This is a genomic window from Staphylococcus sp. McC-251-APC-3A2, from assembly GCF_009695665.1.
Taxonomy (GTDB): domain Bacteria; phylum Bacillota; class Bacilli; order Staphylococcales; family Staphylococcaceae; genus Staphylococcus; species Staphylococcus cohnii.
Genome location: NZ_VUNO01000002.1, coordinates 70,906 through 87,648, shown reverse-complemented (window position 1 = coordinate 87,648; position 16,743 = coordinate 70,906). Strand labels below are relative to the sequence as shown.

General features: G+C 32.7%; 17 protein-coding genes. 12 read left to right on the top strand and 5 right to left on the bottom strand.

Annotated features, from left to right (window positions below; translation table 11 throughout):
• Positions 1–39 precede the first annotated feature (39 nt).
• A complete protein-coding gene (locus FYJ81_RS05365; RefSeq protein WP_107386200.1) occupies positions 40–1,122 on the top strand; it encodes a PTS sugar transporter subunit IIC in 1,083 nt (360 codons plus the stop codon).
• A 348-nt stretch (positions 1,123–1,470) separates the two neighbouring features.
• Here the strand turns inward: FYJ81_RS05365 and FYJ81_RS05360 are convergent, their stop codons facing one another.
• Genes FYJ81_RS05360 through FYJ81_RS05345 form a run of 4 tightly spaced genes read right to left on the bottom strand, consistent with a single transcriptional unit; the run spans position 1,471 to position 4,467 of the window.
• Complete coding sequence (locus FYJ81_RS05360) at positions 1,471–2,172, bottom strand: amino acid ABC transporter permease (protein WP_107384142.1); 702 nt, start codon at positions 2,170–2,172, stop codon at positions 1,471–1,473.
• Between the two features lie 12 nt (positions 2,173–2,184).
• On the bottom strand, positions 2,185–2,871 hold the full coding sequence (locus tag FYJ81_RS05355) for an amino acid ABC transporter permease (RefSeq protein WP_107384141.1): 687 nt from the start codon (positions 2,869–2,871) through the stop codon (positions 2,185–2,187).
• The gene (locus tag FYJ81_RS05350) at positions 2,868–3,722 is read right to left on the bottom strand and encodes an amino acid ABC transporter substrate-binding protein (RefSeq protein WP_107384140.1); all 855 of its coding nucleotides are present in this window, start codon (positions 3,720–3,722) and stop codon (positions 2,868–2,870) included. Before FYJ81_RS05350 ends, FYJ81_RS05355 begins: the two co-directional genes overlap by 4 nt.
• Positions 3,712–4,467: an amino acid ABC transporter ATP-binding protein gene (locus FYJ81_RS05345; RefSeq protein ID WP_154409419.1), complete on the bottom strand. Its 756-nt coding sequence runs from the start codon at positions 4,465–4,467 to the stop codon at positions 3,712–3,714. Before FYJ81_RS05345 ends, FYJ81_RS05350 begins: the two co-directional genes overlap by 11 nt.
• Before the next feature lie 149 nt (positions 4,468–4,616).
• Here FYJ81_RS05345 and FYJ81_RS05340 point away from each other — a divergent pair, with 149 nt between their 5' ends.
• The 4 genes from FYJ81_RS05340 to FYJ81_RS05325 all read left to right on the top strand — a co-directional run bounded on the left by FYJ81_RS05340 (position 4,617) and on the right by FYJ81_RS05325 (position 8,434).
• Positions 4,617–5,768 carry an acyl-CoA dehydrogenase family protein gene (locus FYJ81_RS05340; protein ID WP_107384138.1) on the top strand — a complete coding sequence of 384 codons (1,152 nt, stop codon included), beginning with the start codon at positions 4,617–4,619 and terminating at the stop codon, positions 5,766–5,768.
• 227 nt (positions 5,769–5,995) lie between these two features.
• A complete protein-coding gene (locus FYJ81_RS05335; RefSeq protein ID WP_154409418.1) occupies positions 5,996–6,913 on the top strand; it encodes an ABC transporter substrate-binding protein in 918 nt (305 codons plus the stop codon).
• Between the two features lie 189 nt (positions 6,914–7,102).
• The gene (locus FYJ81_RS05330; RefSeq protein ID WP_154409417.1) at positions 7,103–7,651 is read left to right on the top strand and encodes a biotin transporter BioY; all 549 of its coding nucleotides are present in this window, start codon (positions 7,103–7,105) and stop codon (positions 7,649–7,651) included.
• 30 nt (positions 7,652–7,681) lie between these two features.
• Positions 7,682–8,434 (top strand): GNAT family N-acetyltransferase, encoded by a 753-nt coding sequence (locus FYJ81_RS05325; RefSeq protein WP_107386204.1) that lies wholly within the window; start codon positions 7,682–7,684, stop codon positions 8,432–8,434.
• Positions 8,435–8,753: 319 nt separating this feature from the next.
• On the opposite strand, the gene fdhD is transcribed toward FYJ81_RS05325, so the two are convergent.
• Positions 8,754–9,542, bottom strand: a complete 789-nt coding sequence (gene fdhD, locus FYJ81_RS05320) for a formate dehydrogenase accessory sulfurtransferase FdhD (protein WP_107384134.1) — start codon at positions 9,540–9,542, stop codon at positions 8,754–8,756.
• 167 nt (positions 9,543–9,709) lie between these two features.
• On the opposite strand from fdhD, the gene FYJ81_RS05315 reads away from it, so the two are divergent.
• The 7 genes from FYJ81_RS05315 to FYJ81_RS05285 all read left to right on the top strand — a co-directional run bounded on the left by FYJ81_RS05315 (position 9,710) and on the right by FYJ81_RS05285 (position 16,683).
• On the top strand, positions 9,710–10,726 hold the full coding sequence (locus FYJ81_RS05315; RefSeq protein ID WP_107384133.1) for a LacI family DNA-binding transcriptional regulator: 1,017 nt from the start codon (positions 9,710–9,712) through the stop codon (positions 10,724–10,726).
• A 99-nt stretch (positions 10,727–10,825) separates the two neighbouring features.
• Positions 10,826–11,986: a galactokinase gene (locus FYJ81_RS05310; RefSeq protein ID WP_107386205.1), complete on the top strand. Its 1,161-nt coding sequence runs from the start codon at positions 10,826–10,828 to the stop codon at positions 11,984–11,986.
• Positions 11,987–12,015: 29 nt separating this feature from the next.
• Positions 12,016–13,008, top strand: coding sequence for a UDP-glucose 4-epimerase GalE (gene galE, locus FYJ81_RS05305; protein ID WP_107384131.1), 993 nt, complete (start codon positions 12,016–12,018; stop codon positions 13,006–13,008).
• A gap of 3 nt (positions 13,009–13,011) precedes the next feature.
• Positions 13,012–14,502, top strand: coding sequence for a UDP-glucose--hexose-1-phosphate uridylyltransferase (gene galT, locus FYJ81_RS05300; protein WP_154409416.1), 1,491 nt, complete (start codon positions 13,012–13,014; stop codon positions 14,500–14,502).
• A gap of 106 nt (positions 14,503–14,608) precedes the next feature.
• Positions 14,609–15,394 carry a molybdate ABC transporter substrate-binding protein gene (gene modA, locus FYJ81_RS05295; protein ID WP_107504795.1) on the top strand — a complete coding sequence of 262 codons (786 nt, stop codon included), beginning with the start codon at positions 14,609–14,611 and terminating at the stop codon, positions 15,392–15,394.
• Between the two features lie 12 nt (positions 15,395–15,406).
• Positions 15,407–16,078, top strand: coding sequence for a molybdate ABC transporter permease subunit (gene modB, locus FYJ81_RS05290; protein WP_107384128.1), 672 nt, complete (start codon positions 15,407–15,409; stop codon positions 16,076–16,078).
• Entirely contained in the window at positions 16,078–16,683 is a 606-nt protein-coding gene (locus FYJ81_RS05285; protein ID WP_107384127.1) for an ATP-binding cassette domain-containing protein, read from the top strand. The genes modB and FYJ81_RS05285 overlap by 1 nt, the downstream gene beginning before the upstream one ends.
• The last annotated feature ends 60 nt before the right edge of the window (positions 16,684–16,743 follow it).

The window sequence follows — 16,743 nt, the reverse complement described above, 5'->3', positions numbered from 1 at the left end:
TTAAATGAAAGCGCATACAAATATTAGAAGGGTGTTATTATGAATTTACTTTTAGGGGTTATATTTTTAGGTATTGTTTTATGTTTGTTTACACTTTTTACTAGTAAGGCTCCAAATGGTGGAAAAGCAATGGGAGCCCTGGCAAATGCTGCAATAGCTTCTTTTTTAGTGGAAGCATTTCATAAATATGTTGGTGGCGATTTACTAGGGATTCCATTTTTAGGCCAGTTAGGTGAAGCGGCAGGCGGCTTAGGTGGTGTTGCTGCTGCTGGTTTGGTTGCTTTAGCAATGGGTGTATCTCCTGTATACGCATTTGTTATTGCAGTTGCATGCGGTAACATGGATTTACTACCAGGTTTTGTTGCAGGTTACATAGCAAGTTTTGGTATGAAATGGATAGAGCAAAAATTTCCGGATGGTTTGGATTTAATAGGTTCAATTATTATCATTGCACCTATTACACGAATTATTGCAATCGGTGTAGCACCTGTTGTAGATGCAACATTATTGCAAATAGGTAATATCATTAAAGAATCGACAACGTCAAGCCCAGTACTAATGGGGATAGTACTAGGCGGCATTATAACAGTAGTAGCTACTGCACCTTTAAGTTCGATGGCATTAACTGCATTATTAGGACTAACAGGTACACCTATGGCAATTGGAGCATTGGCAGTTTTTGGGTCATCATTTATGAATTTTGTTTTGTTTAAGCGAATGAAGTTTGGTGATCGAAAAACAACGATTTCTGTCGCTATTGAGCCATTATCACAAGCAGATATTGTTACTGCAAATCCTATTCCTGTCTATGCGACTAATTTTATAGGCGGTGCAGTATCAGGCGTAATTATCGCAATGTTTGGACTCGTTAATGAAGCTACAGGTACGGCTACGCCAATTGCAGGTTTAATGGTGATGTTTGGCTTTAATAATGCATTAACTGTGATAGTTGTTGCGTTATTATGCGCGATAGGTAGTGCTATTTGTGGTTACTTAGGATCGATTGTATTCAAAAATTATCCTATTATTACTAAAGATGAATTACAAAACGGTACAATGCCTAAAAAAGTTAAAAATTATTATAAAAGAAAAAGACAGTATGCCGAACGTTTGGCAATGTAGTTGTCTAATGATTTAGGTATGCTAAAATCCAAAAATTTAAATAAGACTGAAATATCAATCTCAGTATCAAGCCCGCTAATACATTATTTTTAAAATGTATTAACGGGCTTTTTTCATGTTCATGTTTTTTATCCTTATAGAGTAGCAACATCTCGACGTTGTTTGGTAGAACAGAACATCGAGCGTCTCTCCTGAAATATTCACTTTACATATGATTAACTTATATATTTACTTATAACAAATAAGACACTTCGTATTACATACGTTAACTTTAAAAGTATAGCTAAGTTAACGTAGTATTGAAAATTGATAAAATGACAAATCTAAATGAGTATACAATTTCGTAATTTATGCTGAAGTTTTTGCATACATATATTGAGTTGAACGGTTTTCTATTTTTGAAAATATCAATTCTAATACAATGGCAAGTAACCAATAAAATATTGCAGCTACACTATATACTGTTATAAATCGGTAGCCTTCATTGGCGATAACATGACTGACTGCCATAATTTCAGTAACTTGTACCGCAAATGCTAAAGAAGTCCCTTTGATAAGCATGATAAATTGATTTTCAATATTGGGAAGTGCATAACTGAATGCTTGTGGTAGTATAATTTCTTTGTACGTTCTTATTGTTGAAAGCCCTACAGTTTGAGCGGCTTCAATTTGGTCAGTGTCGACTGAAAGTAATCCACCTTTAATAGATTCTGACAAATATGCAACAGCATGTAACGAAAAAACAATAAAGGCAATAATTAACGGTGAGAAAATATCAGGATTAATTGTCAATGTGAATTTTTCATTACCCCACATCACTAATTTTGGTAAGCCGTAATACATAATAAATAATTGAACAATAAGCGGTGTGCTCCTAAAAAAAGAATTATATATCACTACAAGTTGAGAGATTAATGGAATATTTTTGGTTTGAATAAAGGCAAATAAAGTGCCGATGATTAAACCTACGATCATTGCTACAATTGAGATGATGATTGTATTAGGTACACCTTTAAGTACTTCTGAAAAAGTATAAAGTATAAATGACAAAATAATGCCTCCTTAGATGCGATATGGTTTTTGGGCGTGTTTATTGATGAGTGCAAATATAGTTTGTATGATAAGGGCGATAATCCAGTAAATAATGGATATAACGATATAAACTTCTAACATACCTAGCCCATAATTATTTCCAATAATTAATTTAACTTGGCCCATCATATCAATAATCCCAATTGTAAAAGCTAAAGATGTGTCTTTGATCAGTTCAATAACTTGTGTCGTCAAGTTTGGGATGCTATTACGCAACGCTTGAGGAATAATAATTTCCTTTAAAATCCGTGGATAAGATAAACCGACAGAAAGTCCTGCTTCAATTTGACTATAATCTACTGATTGGTATCCAGCCCGTATAATCTCTGATAGGTAAGCACCTGTATGTAATGTAAATGCTAAAATTACAAAAAACAGTCTACTGAAATGATTAATATCGATTTGGATGAATAATAATAATTGTGGCAATGCAAAATATGCCAAAAAAAGTTGTAAAATTAAAGGCGTACTTCGAATAAAAGACAGATAAATCCGGACAATAGGTGATAATATTTTCACTTTTTTGATACGAATTGTTGCTAGTAAGCATCCCAGTATTAAAGCGAAAAAGAGTGACAATATAAAGATTAATAATGTTATGGGTAATTGCTGTAAAACTTGTCTAAATAAATCGACCCAATCAACAGAATTTGTCATGATTGCACCTCCAATTTATCTTTTTGCTTGTTTATTTCATCCAAATCATCAAATACATTAACATCAAAGTACTTTTCAGAAAGCTTCTGTAATTTGCCTTCATCTATCAGTTCTTGAGTAGCTTCGTCAATATCGTCATGTAATTTTTGATGTTTTTTATTATAGACGATATGCAATGATTCTTTTTTTATGATGCCACCAATTTTGACATCAGCATTGATTTGTTTTTGAATTGCATTATAAGTGTTCCAGTTTAAAATCATGGCATCACGTCTGGCATTACTAACCATTTTTAAATTATCCCCGTTAGAAGGCTCTTGAATGGTATCAATATCAATTTTTGGAGAATGTGTATTATTATACTGAGATAATATAGAATATAACCCGCCACTCGGTGCCATCGGTGTTAATTTTTTTTCAGGTAGGTCATTAAGTGTATGTATATCAGAATTATTTTGGTGAACAACAATCAAAGGTAAGGCGTAACTATAAGGGACGTCTTGGTAGAGAAACTGTTTTTCGCGTTCAGGTGTTTTAAAAAACCAATTAATTCCCATATCAAACTTTCCGGCGCCAATACCTACAAGATTAGATTCTTCTTCACCAACTTCATATTTAAATTGGTATTGAGGTAACTTTTTTTCTAGTAGTTTTAGATAGTCTATATCTAAACCAGCAAATTCATTTTGTTTATTTGTATACAGATAAGGTGGATTAACTTCTGCAGATATTGCTACTTTGATTTCTTCTTTTTTATTCTGATTTGATGATTTTTGCGCTTGACTACATCCGCTGAATAATACCGTAATCAAAAGTGTAATCATTAAAAAGCGTAACTTATTATTTTTCATAAAAGTCACGCTCCATTTCTACGGTGTTTAAGAAACGGTTAATTCTTTTGGAATCTGAAGACGCTAAAACAGATTGTGGTGTACCTTGTTTTAATATTTTACCTTCATCTATAAATAAAATTTGATCAGCAATCGCTTTAGCAAATTGTATTTCATGAGTGACAATAACCATGGTCATCCCCTCTTGTGCAATAGACTTGATAAGCGACAATACTCCTTGAATTGATTCAGGATCTAATGCAGATGTAGGTTCATCTAATAACAATACATCTGGATTAAGCGCTAAAGCACGGATAATCCCTATACGCTGACTTTGACCTCCAGATAGTTGAGAAGGGTATTTATCCTTTTGATTTAATAAATTAAAACGTTCTAAATAAGAGATGGCTATTTCATTTGCCTGCTTAACGGGCATTTTTTTACCATGTATCAAACCAACTGTAATATTTTCAATTATTGTTTTGTTTTTAAATAAATTATAGTTTTGGAATACCATCGCAGATTTCTTTCGTAACTGTGAGATGTCTTTTTTTGAATGTTTATCGGCGACAAATCTTTGGTTGTCAATTTGAATTGTGCCTGATTTTGGTATGGCTAACGCGTTCAATGTTCTTAGCAGTGTCGTTTTACCTGATCCACTTGGACCTATAATAGCTGTCACAGTACCCTTATTTTGTGAAAAGCTAACGCCATTTAGAACAGTATGGTCTTTATATTTATGTATTAAATGTTCAACTGTAATCATTTTAAACCCCCAGAATATCAATAAATACAAAGTATCACATTAATCCTTATCGGTAAAGTAAGATTTTAGATAGTTTAAAGACTTTTATTCGTTATAAGCGAGTGTTACACTAAGATTAATAGATAAAAGTCTAAAATGAGGTGGACACTGTGAATTATTCTGCATTAATACATACAGAGATACAAAAAAAATGGATAGATAAATTTGATTCAATAAAAGAACAATTTAAAGAAAAAGCTGAGTATAATGATAAACATTCAAGATTTCCATATGAGAATATTGATTGGTTGGTAAAAGAAGGCTATACGCTATTAACGTTGCCTAAAGCTTATGGTGGTGAGGGTGCGACTGTTGAAGATATGGTTGTACTACAGACGTATTTAGGAGCAATAGATGGTGCAACTGCACTTTCAGTTGGTTGGCACCTTAGCGTTGTTGGACAATTATATGAACAACATGCTTGGGAACAAGATATGCTAGAGCGCTTTGCAGTAGCAGTGAAAAAAGGTGCATTAGTTAACAGAGCTGTCAGTGAAGCTGAAACAGGCAGCCCTACACGTGGGGCAAGACCTGCTACACATGCAATAAAAAAAGACAAAGGTTTTGTGATTAATGGGGTCAAAACATTTACTTCAATGAGTAGAAGGTTAAGCCATTTTATTGTAAGTGCCTATTATGAAGAAATAGATACTGTTGGGTTTTTCTTGATATCTGAAGATACGCCTGGTGTTGAGATTGCAGACAATTGGAATATGGTGGGTATGCGTGCAACTGAAAGTCATGATTTGATTTTAAATGATGTTTTCATTCCAGAAGAAAATTTTGTTGAAATAAGAGGCGCTGGTGGTAAAAAACCTAATGGTTGGATATTACATATTCCTAGTACTTATTTAGGTATTGCACAAGCAGCGAGAGACTATGCTGTTGATTTTGCAAAAAATTATAGCCCTGCAAGCATTGATGGTGTGATTGGGGATATATCGACCGTACAGCAAAATGTCGGTAAAATGGAATCCTTACTATTGTCAGCTCGTCACTTTTTATGGAGTACTGCAGCTTTATATAATCAGCAACAAGACATACCAATTTGGAATGAAACTTCAGCAAGTAAAGTGTTGGTGATGAACCAAGGTTTAGAAGTGATAGACATTGCCATGCGTATAGTGGGTGCTAAGAGTTTAGAGATGGAGCGTCCATTACAACGTTACTATAGGGATATGCGAGCTGGACTCCATAATCCACCTATGGAAGACATGGCTTATACTAATATTGCTCATAGTGTATTAGGTCACTTCAAATAAATACAGAAAACATGGCCTGTTTTTAAAGTAAATGAATACTTTGAACAAGCTTTATATTTTGGAATGAGTATAAAAATCAATTATTATAGTTGATTTTATAACTCATTCCTTTTTTTATTTTTTAAAATAATAAAAATTTTAGGTTTTCTTAGGTTTTCTATTGTACAAATTTTATAATCATTATATAATTCAATGGTAATGATAATCATTTTCAACGGAGGGACCTTATGAAAAAATTAATATTTCCAATTATTGTAATGGTTTTAATATTAGCTGCTTGTGGGAAACAATCTGAAAGTGGCTCAGATAGTAAAAAAGAAGATACAAAAGCTTATAAATTAGATAGCGGAAAGAAAATTGATATACCTAAAAATCCAGAACGTATTGCAGTTGTTGCACCTACATATGCAGGTGGAATTAAATATTTAGGAGGCAATATTGTAGCAGTAAATGAGCAAGTCGATAGCAGTAATATTTTAAAAGATAAATTTAAAGATGTTGAAAAAGTTGGAGAAAATGATGTTGAAAAAGTTGCTAAAACAAAACCGGATTTAATCGTAGCTTACTCTACAGATAAAAACATTAAAAAGTATAAAAAGATTGCACCGACAGTAGTTTACGATTATGGTAAGCATAAATATTTAGACCAACAAAGACAATTAGGTAAATTACTTGGAAAAGAAGATAAAGTAAAAAAATGGGAAGAAAAATGGAAATCACAAACTGAAAAAGATGGTGAAGCAATCAAAGCGAAAATTGGTAAAAATACAACAGTATCAATTTTTGATGAATTCGATAAAAAACTTTACACATACGGTTCTAACTGGGGTCGTGGTGGTGAAGTCATTTACCAAGCTTTTGGATTAAAAATGCCTGATAAACTTAACGAATTAGTTAAAAAAGAAGGCTGGGCTGAAATTAAACAAGAAAAAATAGCGGATTATGCTGGTGATTATATTGTTTCTACAAGCGAAGGTAAATCAAAACCAGGTTATAAAAAAACCGATCTTTGGAACAATTTATCTGCAGTTAAAAATGATCATGTCATAGAGGTACAAGCAGAAACTTATTGGTATAACGATCCTTATACATTGGAATTTATGAGAAAAGATTTGAAAGAGAAATTTTTGAAATCTAACTCATAAAGCGTTGATTATAGTAATTTTTTAGAGGTTTAATTAGATATCATCAAAATAAAACATGAGTTTTGGACGAAGTAAAGTTGTCCAGGCTCATGTTTTTGTTTATTAAAAGGGTATAGTTTTATTGTAAACTTTTTGTTTTTAATAGTTTACATTTGTGGTATAATTTTTTTCATTAAAGGAGGTTTGATGATGTCAACGAAATATTTAGTTTATACTGCTTTAATGACTGCAATTATTGCAGTTTTAGGTTTTGTACCTGCAATCCCGTTACCAATAATGCCTGTTCCAATCGTTTTACAAAATATTGGTATATTTCTAGCTGCTATTCTATTAGGTCGTAAATATGGAACATTGAGTATTGTTATTTTATTACTTTTAGTAGTTGCTGGCTTACCGTTGCTATCAGGTGGTCGTGGTGGTATTGGTGTATTTGCAGGGCCATCAGCAGGTTTTTTATTTATGTATCCTGTTGTTACATATCTCATTGGACTTGTAAGAGACTTATATTTGAAAAGAATCAACTTTATTGTATTATTGATAACGACAGTAGTGATAGGGGTCGTTTTATTAGATATTGTTGGTACGATTATAATGGGACTTATAACGAATTTACCGATTTCTAAATCTATTATGCTTTCTTTTGTATTTATGCCTGGTGATATTATTAAAGCTCTGATTGCCAGCTTAATTGGTAATATCATGTTAAATCATAGTCGATTTAAACAATTACTTAAGTAGAATCAGTTTCGATAAAGGGGAGTGAAAATGATGGCAAACATTACTTTAAACAATATTTTCCAACCCGGGAATATTTATGCTGAAGATGAAGATAAAGTAATTTATTTAACTCCTCAAATTCCTTTAGTATTTGATGCAAATAAATGGGTGTACAAACAAATGCCTTCAATTAAACAATGGAAAGCAGATATTGCTACACAAACACATATGCATAAGCAACAGAGCTCTAATCATTTAACCTTTACTTTTCCTGAAAATATAGAATTGGATCAACAATGGATAGCATTAATTAATCAAGAACAATTTGAATTAGGTCTAATGGAGTTATATGCGATTGAACCTCAAAATTTCGAAAAATATGTAGATTCTGAAATCGAAGTTAAAGTGGTGGATGAGAATACCATAGATGATTATATAAGTGTTCATAGCCAGTTCGCAGCACCATATGGTGAGGAATATGTCAGGGAAAGTTCTAATATGATTAAAAACCAATATATTAATGATGCTAAAACACGTCTTATAGCTTATAAGCAAGGTGTTCCGGCTGGTATATTAGATTTGATTATAGATGAGACAACTGTTGAAATTGATGGTTTTGGCGTATTAGCATGTCATCAAAGGCAAGGTGTTGGTAGCGTGATGCAAAGTTTTGTCGCAGAATTAGCCATGCAAAAACCATTGATACTGATTGCCGATGGAGAAGATAGTGCTAAAGAAATGTATGTGAAGCAAGGTTATGTATTTATAAGCTTTTGCTATCATATTGTAAAAGAAGATATTTGAATAAGCTCCAATGTTTTTTACTATAATATAAAAAGTATTTTCACATAGTGAAGATATTAGCGTGTCGACAAAGTCTCCAACTTTGTCGACATTTTTTATGCACGATTTCTGAAGGCATAGCTTCATACTTTCATATTTGACTAATGCTTTTTTGTATGTATCTGCACCAATTCACACTCAATATTTTAATAGTGAATGAGTATACGTGTTTTATAATATTGCATAACTCAATGGATAAAAAACAAACCTTAGGTGACATATCACATAAGATTTGCCTGTAATTTGATATTTTCACATAGTGAGGAATACTTTTTAATCATTATGATGTTATGCGTTCTGGATGGCTATAAACATTAAAATTACCATCCCGAATAAAACCAATTGCTGTAATATTTAAATCATTGGCAAGCGTTACAGCTAATGTAGTTGGTGCGGATTTAGATAAAATAACACCAACGCCAATTTTCGCAGCTTTAATAAGAATCTCAGAAGATATGCGCCCACTAAAAATTAATACTTTATCTCGCACAGGTATATGTCGTTGTATACAATAACCATAAAGTTTATCTAAAGCATTATGTCTACCAATATCTTGTCTGTGTTCAAAAAATGTCTCTCCATCACTAATGGCAGCATTATGTAGGCCACCAGTTTGTTTGAAAATTTTACTTGCGCTTTGTAAACGTGTCATCATATTAAGTACTTGGTGAGGGGTAAGTTTAATTTTAGACATAGATGTTTTCGCTATAGCAGCATCATTGTGGAAATAAAATTCACGACTCTTACCGCAACATGATGCAATCATACGTTTAGTAGAGTATTCAAAACGGTCATTAAGTGATTTAGTTAATTCTACATGGGCAAAACCTTTACTGTCGTCTATTTGGATAGATTTTAAATCATCACTTTTTAAAATAGCACCTTCTGAAGCTAAAAAACCTAAGACTAATTCTTTCATATGATTTGGACTGCAAATGACTGTAGCAAATTCTTCTCCATTGACCATGATTGTCAGTGGGAATTCTGTGACGTAGTGATCTGTTGTTTCAATAAGTTTGCCGTTTTCATATCTAACAATATGTTGATTTGTCAAAACATCTTCATTCATAGTATTTATCCCCCAGTTCCTATTCACTAACTATTTTAGCGTATTTTTTGTTGCAAAAAAAATAAACTGTATTCATAAACATACTTATAACTATAATATATGTTTGATATATATCATGCTTAGAAGTAAACTTATAGTAAACACGAAGTTGAGAGGTGACTCGATGAATGGCTAGTATAAGAGATATTGCGAAAGAAGCAAAGGTCAGTCCAGGTACGGTTTCTCGTGTGTTAAATAACGACCCTACCTTATCTGTCGCTAAAGAAACGAGAAAAAGAATATATGATATAGCAGATAATTTTCAATATAAAAAGTCTGAAAGAAAAAATAAAAGTATACAAATTATTACTTATGCATCACGAGCCAAAGAAATGTCTGATCCGTATTATCGTGAGATTAGACTTGCCATTGAAGCGGAGGTGAAACGTTTAAATCTATCATTAAAAAGAACGCTTCGTATTGATAGTGAACATGATCCTATTGATTTCACTAAAATAACAAAGGCTGGTGCAATTATTGTTGTGGGGAATTTTGCTTCAGAAGCTATTTTAGAATTACAGAGTTACAATCAGAATATTGTGGTTATCAATAACGCTAACACACCTAAATCTGTTGATGCTGTTTATTCAGATTTATATGACGCTATGATTCAATTATTAAACGATATAGATCGTTCAGGTTTAAACGATATTGTTTATGTTGGTGGTACGCATACAATAAAAAATCTTACTGGTATGCCAACATTGAATAGTCCAAATATTCAAGATAAGCGATATAGCGCATTTACTGACTGGTGTGACAAGCATCAAAGAAAAGGTAGATTATTAATGAATGGTTGGAATAAAGAAGATGGTATAAATGCAGTAAACGAATTATTACAAAACCATCATTTACCTCAAGTTTTTATCGCAGGTAACGATATGATTGCTATAGGTATATTGCAACAATTACAACTAAAAAAATACACTTTACCTGATGATATTAAATTGATAAGTTTTAATGATTTAGAAGTCATTCAGTATGCAGTTCCTTCTATCAGTAGTGTACATATACCAATAGAAGATTATGGAAAAATAGCAGTAAGAATGGCTGAAGAGAGAATAAATAAAACAAGACAAATTGCCATACATGTTATAGCAGAAGCACAATTAAAAGAAAGAATGACTTTTAAAGTTAACAAGTAATGTATATTGACAAAACATTTAGTAAACAAGTAAACTTTATTTAAGTTTACTAAGGAGTTCGATTTTGGTTTATATCGTTTTTTAAAGGAGCGGAATATTATGTTAGAAGCTATGCGCGAGAAATTTGAAAGAATATTTGACAAACAGCCTGAAGTGAGTGCATTTGCACCAGGAAGAATTAACTTAATTGGAGAACATACTGATTATAATGGAGGTTATGTTTTTCCAGCTGCAATTGAATTAGGCACGTATGGTTTAGCGGTTAAACGAGAAGATAATTTGGTTCGCCTATATTCTAATAATTTTGAAACGGTCGGTATGATCACCTTCGATTTAGACCATTTAGATTTTGAAAAGGAACATGATTGGGCGAATTATCCTAAAGGTGTTATTAAATATTTAGTAGAAGCTTTTTCAGAAATTAAACAAGGCTTTGATATTTTGATAGAAGGTAATATTCCAAATGGCGCTAGTCTTTCATCTTCAGCATCAATAGAATTATTAACCGGTTGGCTGATAAAACAGTTATTTAACTTGAATTTAGAGAGATTAGAACTCATTAAGATAGGTCAACGTACTGAAAATCAATTTATGGGTGTCAATTCAGGAATTATGGATCAATTTATAATAGGTATGGGGAAAGCAGAACACGCCGTATTACTAGATACTGCAACGTTAAAATATGAATTTGTACCGGCAAAATTTGGAGACTATGTCATATCGATTATGAATACCAATAAACGTCGCTCATTAACTGAAAGTAAATATAATGAACGCAGAAGTGAATGTGAATCTGCGCTGTCATCATTACAACAAAAGTTAAATATTGAATCTTTAGGTGAATTAACGATGGACCAATTTAAAGCACATCAAATGCTTATTGAAGATGACGTAAAACGTAGAAGAGCAAAACATGCCGTTTCAGAAAATGAACGTACGAAACTTGCTTATCAAGCATTATCCGATAATAATTTTGAGAAATTTGGGCAATTATTAAATGATTCACATGCATCTTTAAAAGATGACTATGAAGTAACAGGTATTGAACTTGATACGTTGGCAGAAACAGCTCAACAAGTAGAAGGTGTGCTCGGTGCAAGAATGACAGGCGCAGGTTTTGCAGGTTGTGCAATTGCGTTAGTGCACAAAAATCAAATCCAAGCATTAGAAGATAAAGTTACAAAAAAATATATAGAAAAAATTGGTTATGAACCATCGTTTTATCATGTCGGCATTAGTGATGGCGTAAAAACAATTTAAAATCAAATTAAAAAAGGAAGGGTTTTTTCATGGGTGTACTAGTATTAGGTGGCGCAGGTTATATTGGAAGTCATGCAGTAGATCAATTAATTCATAGAGGTTATGATGTTGTTGTTGTAGATAATTTAGGCACTGGACATAAAGCAGCAATACACGATAAAGCAAAGTTTTACGAAGGTGATATTCGTGATAAGGCATTTTTAGAAAACGTATTTAATAACGAAAATATTGAAGGTGTATTTCATTTTTGTGCATATTCATTAGTTGGTGAATCTGTTGAGAAACCACTAAGCTATTTTAATAATAATGTTAATGGTTTACAGGTATTGTTAGAAGTTATGTATGATCATGAGGTAGCGCATATTGTTTTCTCATCAACTGCAGCTGTATATGGTGAACCAGATTCTGTACCAATTACAGAGGATGATTCTAAAACGCCAACAAGTCCTTATGGTGAAAGTAAATTAATGATGGAAAAAATGATGCATTGGAGTCATGAAGCTTATGGTGTGAATTATGCTGCACTACGCTACTTTAATGTTGCAGGAGCAAAAGAGGATGGCACAATTGGTGAAGACCATAGACCTGAGACGCATTTAATTCCGATTGTATTACAAGTAGCTTTAGGACAAAGAGATGAACTAACTGTTTTTGGCGATGATTATGATACGGAAGATGGCTCTTGCATACGAGATTATTTACATGTCGTTGATTTAATTGATGCGCATATCTTAGCGTTTCAACATTTGAAAAATGGAGGAGAATCAGGTGCATTTAACTTAGGTAGTAGCCAAGGATATTCTGTGTTTGAAATTTTAGAAGCAGCAAGAAAAGTTACAGGTAAAACAATAAATGCAGTTGTCGGTGAAAGAAGAGCCGGAGACCCTAGCAAATTAATTGCATCAAGTAATAAAGCACAGCAAGTATTAGGATGGAAACCTAAACATGATGATATACATGATATTATTAGTTCTGCTTGGCAATGGCATGAAAAGCACCCTAACGGATATCAGGAGGTATAATGCATGTTATTGAATAAATACGCTGTCCAATTATTTGTATCTCACGCTATTGCACATGGGGATTATGAAGCGGAAGACGCCATTTATATTCAAAATAGGTTGCTGAGTATTTTAAATGCTTCAGGCATAGATGATACAACCACTTCCAAATTTAATTCAGAGACAACTGCACTTGAGATAACACAACACTGGATTCAAGAAGCAATCAGTTCCAAATGTATAGATGACGCATTATATAGCAAAGAAATCATTGAAGCACAAATATTAGATTTAATCACACCTCGTCCATCTGTACTGAATCAAAAGTTTTATGAATTATATCAACAGAGTCCGAAGAAAGCGACAGACTATTTTTATAACATAACCAAACGCAATCATTATGTGAAAGAAGATGCAATTGCGCATAATATAAATTTCAACACAGCAAGTGAGTATGGTGATATGGAAATAACAATCAATCTATCCAAGCCAGAAAAAGATGCTAAACAAATTGCCAAAGCGAAAGAAGCGCCTGCAACAGATTATCCTAAATGTGCACTATGCATGGAAAATGAAGGGTTTAAAGGCTCTGTAATACAAGCAGCGAGAACAAATCATCGTATCATCAGATTGGACTTAGGACAAGAACAATGGGGATTTCAATATTCTCCATATGCCTATTTTAAAGAGCATAGCATCGTTTTATCTCAATCACATGTTCCTATGAATATAGATAAGCAAACATTTGTACAACTGTTGGATTTTGTAGATAAATTTCCACATTATTTTATTGGTTCGAATGCAGATATTCCGCTCGTTGGCGGTTCGATTTTGACGCACAATCATTATCAATCGGGTAGACACACATTTCCGATGGACAACGCTAAGGAACTGCACAGCTTTAGTTTAAAACAATTTCCAACAGTAGCAGCTTCGACTTTGTATTGGCCAATGAGCGTCATTCGTTTGAAAAGTGAAGATAAAAACGACTTAGTGGCGGCGGCAGAATTTATTAGAAAAGCATGGAATAATTATTCAGATGAAACTGTAGATATAAGCGCATACAGTAAAAATGGCGAGCGTCATCATACTGTAACGCCTATTGCACGTTATAGGGAACAACAATATGAACTTGATATTGTTTTAAGAGATAATCAAACATCGGAACAATATCCAGATGGTGTCTTTCACCCTCATAAAGACGTCCAACATATTAAGAAAGAAAACATTGGATTAATAGAAGTCATGGGTACTGCAATTTTGCCTGGTAGATTAAAACAAGAATTACAACAGGTTAAGGCATTTTTATTAGGTGATCAACAACAAACGTTAGGTATACATCAACCATGGGCAGAAGACATGACACAACGATATGATATTAATGAAAAGAACGTAGAGGAAATTATTGAAAAAGAACTTGGTTTTAAATTTAAACGCGTACTAGAGGATGCAGGTGTATTCAAAAACACACCACAAGGTCAAAACGCATTTAAAACGTTTATTACATCGCTATAATAAATATTTTGAAAATTGAGCTATACAAAGTCATTTTTACTTTAGTATACGCTCTTTTTTTTTGAAATAAAGAGGCATATAATTATATGAAAAAGGAGGCAATTAAATGAAAAGAACTTGGCATTTTTTAATTATTGCTACTATTATGATTTGTATGTTAATAACTGGGTGCTCTAATAGCGAAAATAATCATAGTGAAAAAGATGCTAACAATAAGGTTGATAATAAGAAAGAAATACATATTTCAGCTGCAGCAAGTTTAACAGATGTCACTAAAGATTTAGAACAAGCATTTAATAAAAAACATAAAAATGCTAAAATCACATTTAATTATGGCGGATCAGGAGCCTTGAGACAACAAATAGAGAAAGGGGCACCTGTAGATGTATTTATGTCTGCAAATACAAAAGATATTGATGCATTAGGTAAACAAGCTCAAAACAAATATGAATACGCACAAAATGATTTAGTGCTTATAGGTGAATCTAATAGTACATATAAGAATGTGTCTGATTTAAAGCAAGGTGAAAAGTTGGCAATAGGCGAGGCTAAATCCGTGCCTGCAGGTAAATATGCTGAGCAATACTTAAAAGATCATCAATTGTATGAGGATGTTAAATCTCATTTAGTTTTTGCAAAGGACGTGCGACAAGTATTAAATTATGTTGAAAAGGGCAATGCCCAATTAGGTTATGTTTATAAAACAGATTTATATCAAAGTCAAAAAAATGGTGATAGTAATGTGAAAGAAATTCAAACAGCTGAGTTAAAACAGCCTATCACATATAAGTCAGCGACGATTTCAGATAAAAAGTTAGCAACAGCATGGGTTGAATTTTTAAAAACAGATGAAGCAAAAGAAATTTTAAAAAAATATAAATTCAAAGTATAGGAGGTAGCAGAAATGCCAGATGTCACGCCATTTTGGATATCATTGAGGGTCGCGGTTATCAGCACGATTATCGTTACGATATTAGGTGTTTTTATATCAAGATGGTTGTATAAGCGTCGTGGCTTTATAACAAGACTTTTAGAAAGTTTCATTGTTTTACCAATCGTGTTACCTCCAACAGTGATGGGTTTTATTTTACTGATTATATTTTCACCTCGTAGTGTGGTTGGTAGTTTTTTTAGCGATTTTTTACATTTGCCAGTTGTATTTACTTTAACTGGTGCCATATTTGCATCTATCATTGTAAGCTTTCCGTTAATGTATCAGCATACTGTACAAGGTTTTCGTAACATAGATCCCAAGATGTTGAATACAGCAAGAACAATGGGCGCAAGTGAAAGTAAAATATTTTTTAAATTGGTTTTACCGTTATCTAAGCGTTCAATACTTGCTGGTGTAATGATGAGTTTTGCACGGGCAATTGGAGAATTTGGTGCTACGTTAATGGTAGCAGGTTATATTCCTAACAAAACCAACACTTTACCTTTAGAAATATACTTTTTAGTAGAGCAAGGGAAAGAAAATCAAGCATGGTTATGGGTGATTGTATTGGTTGCATTTGCGGTTACTGTAATTGGTACAATCAATCTATTGAATAAAGATGGTTATCGGGAGGTTCGTTAATGCTAAATATATCTTTGAATCATCTTTTAAATAGTACGCAATTACATGTAGAAATAGATGATACTACACCTAAAATCTATGCCATTAAAGGACCTTCAGGCATAGGTAAAACAACAATTTTAAATATGCTTGCTGGTTTACAACAACCAGACCAAGCGTTTATAAAGATTAACGACCATATATTGACAGACACTACTTCAAATGTTGATGTGAAGATTCAAAAACGCAATATCGGTTATTTATTTCAAGATTACCAATTATTTCCAAATATGACTGTGTTTCAAAATATCACTTTTATGACACAGAACTCTCAGCACATAGATAATTTAATGAATCAACTAAATATTGTTCATTTAAAAGATAAATTTCCAATTCGCTTATCTGGTGGTGAATCCCAACGTGTTGCATTAGCTAGAACTTTAAGTACTAAACCAGACTTGATGTTACTAGATGAGCCGTTTTCTAGTTTAGATGATGTAACGAAAGAAGAAAGTATTTTGTTAGTAAAACGAATTTTTAAATTATGGAATATACCTATTATCTTTGTTACACATTCGCAATATGAAGCTGAAATACTGGCACACGAAATTATTAATATAGGGTGATAGGTGATATGCAACTATAATTTATGAGAGGTTGAGTAATAAATGTAATCACATTTATAA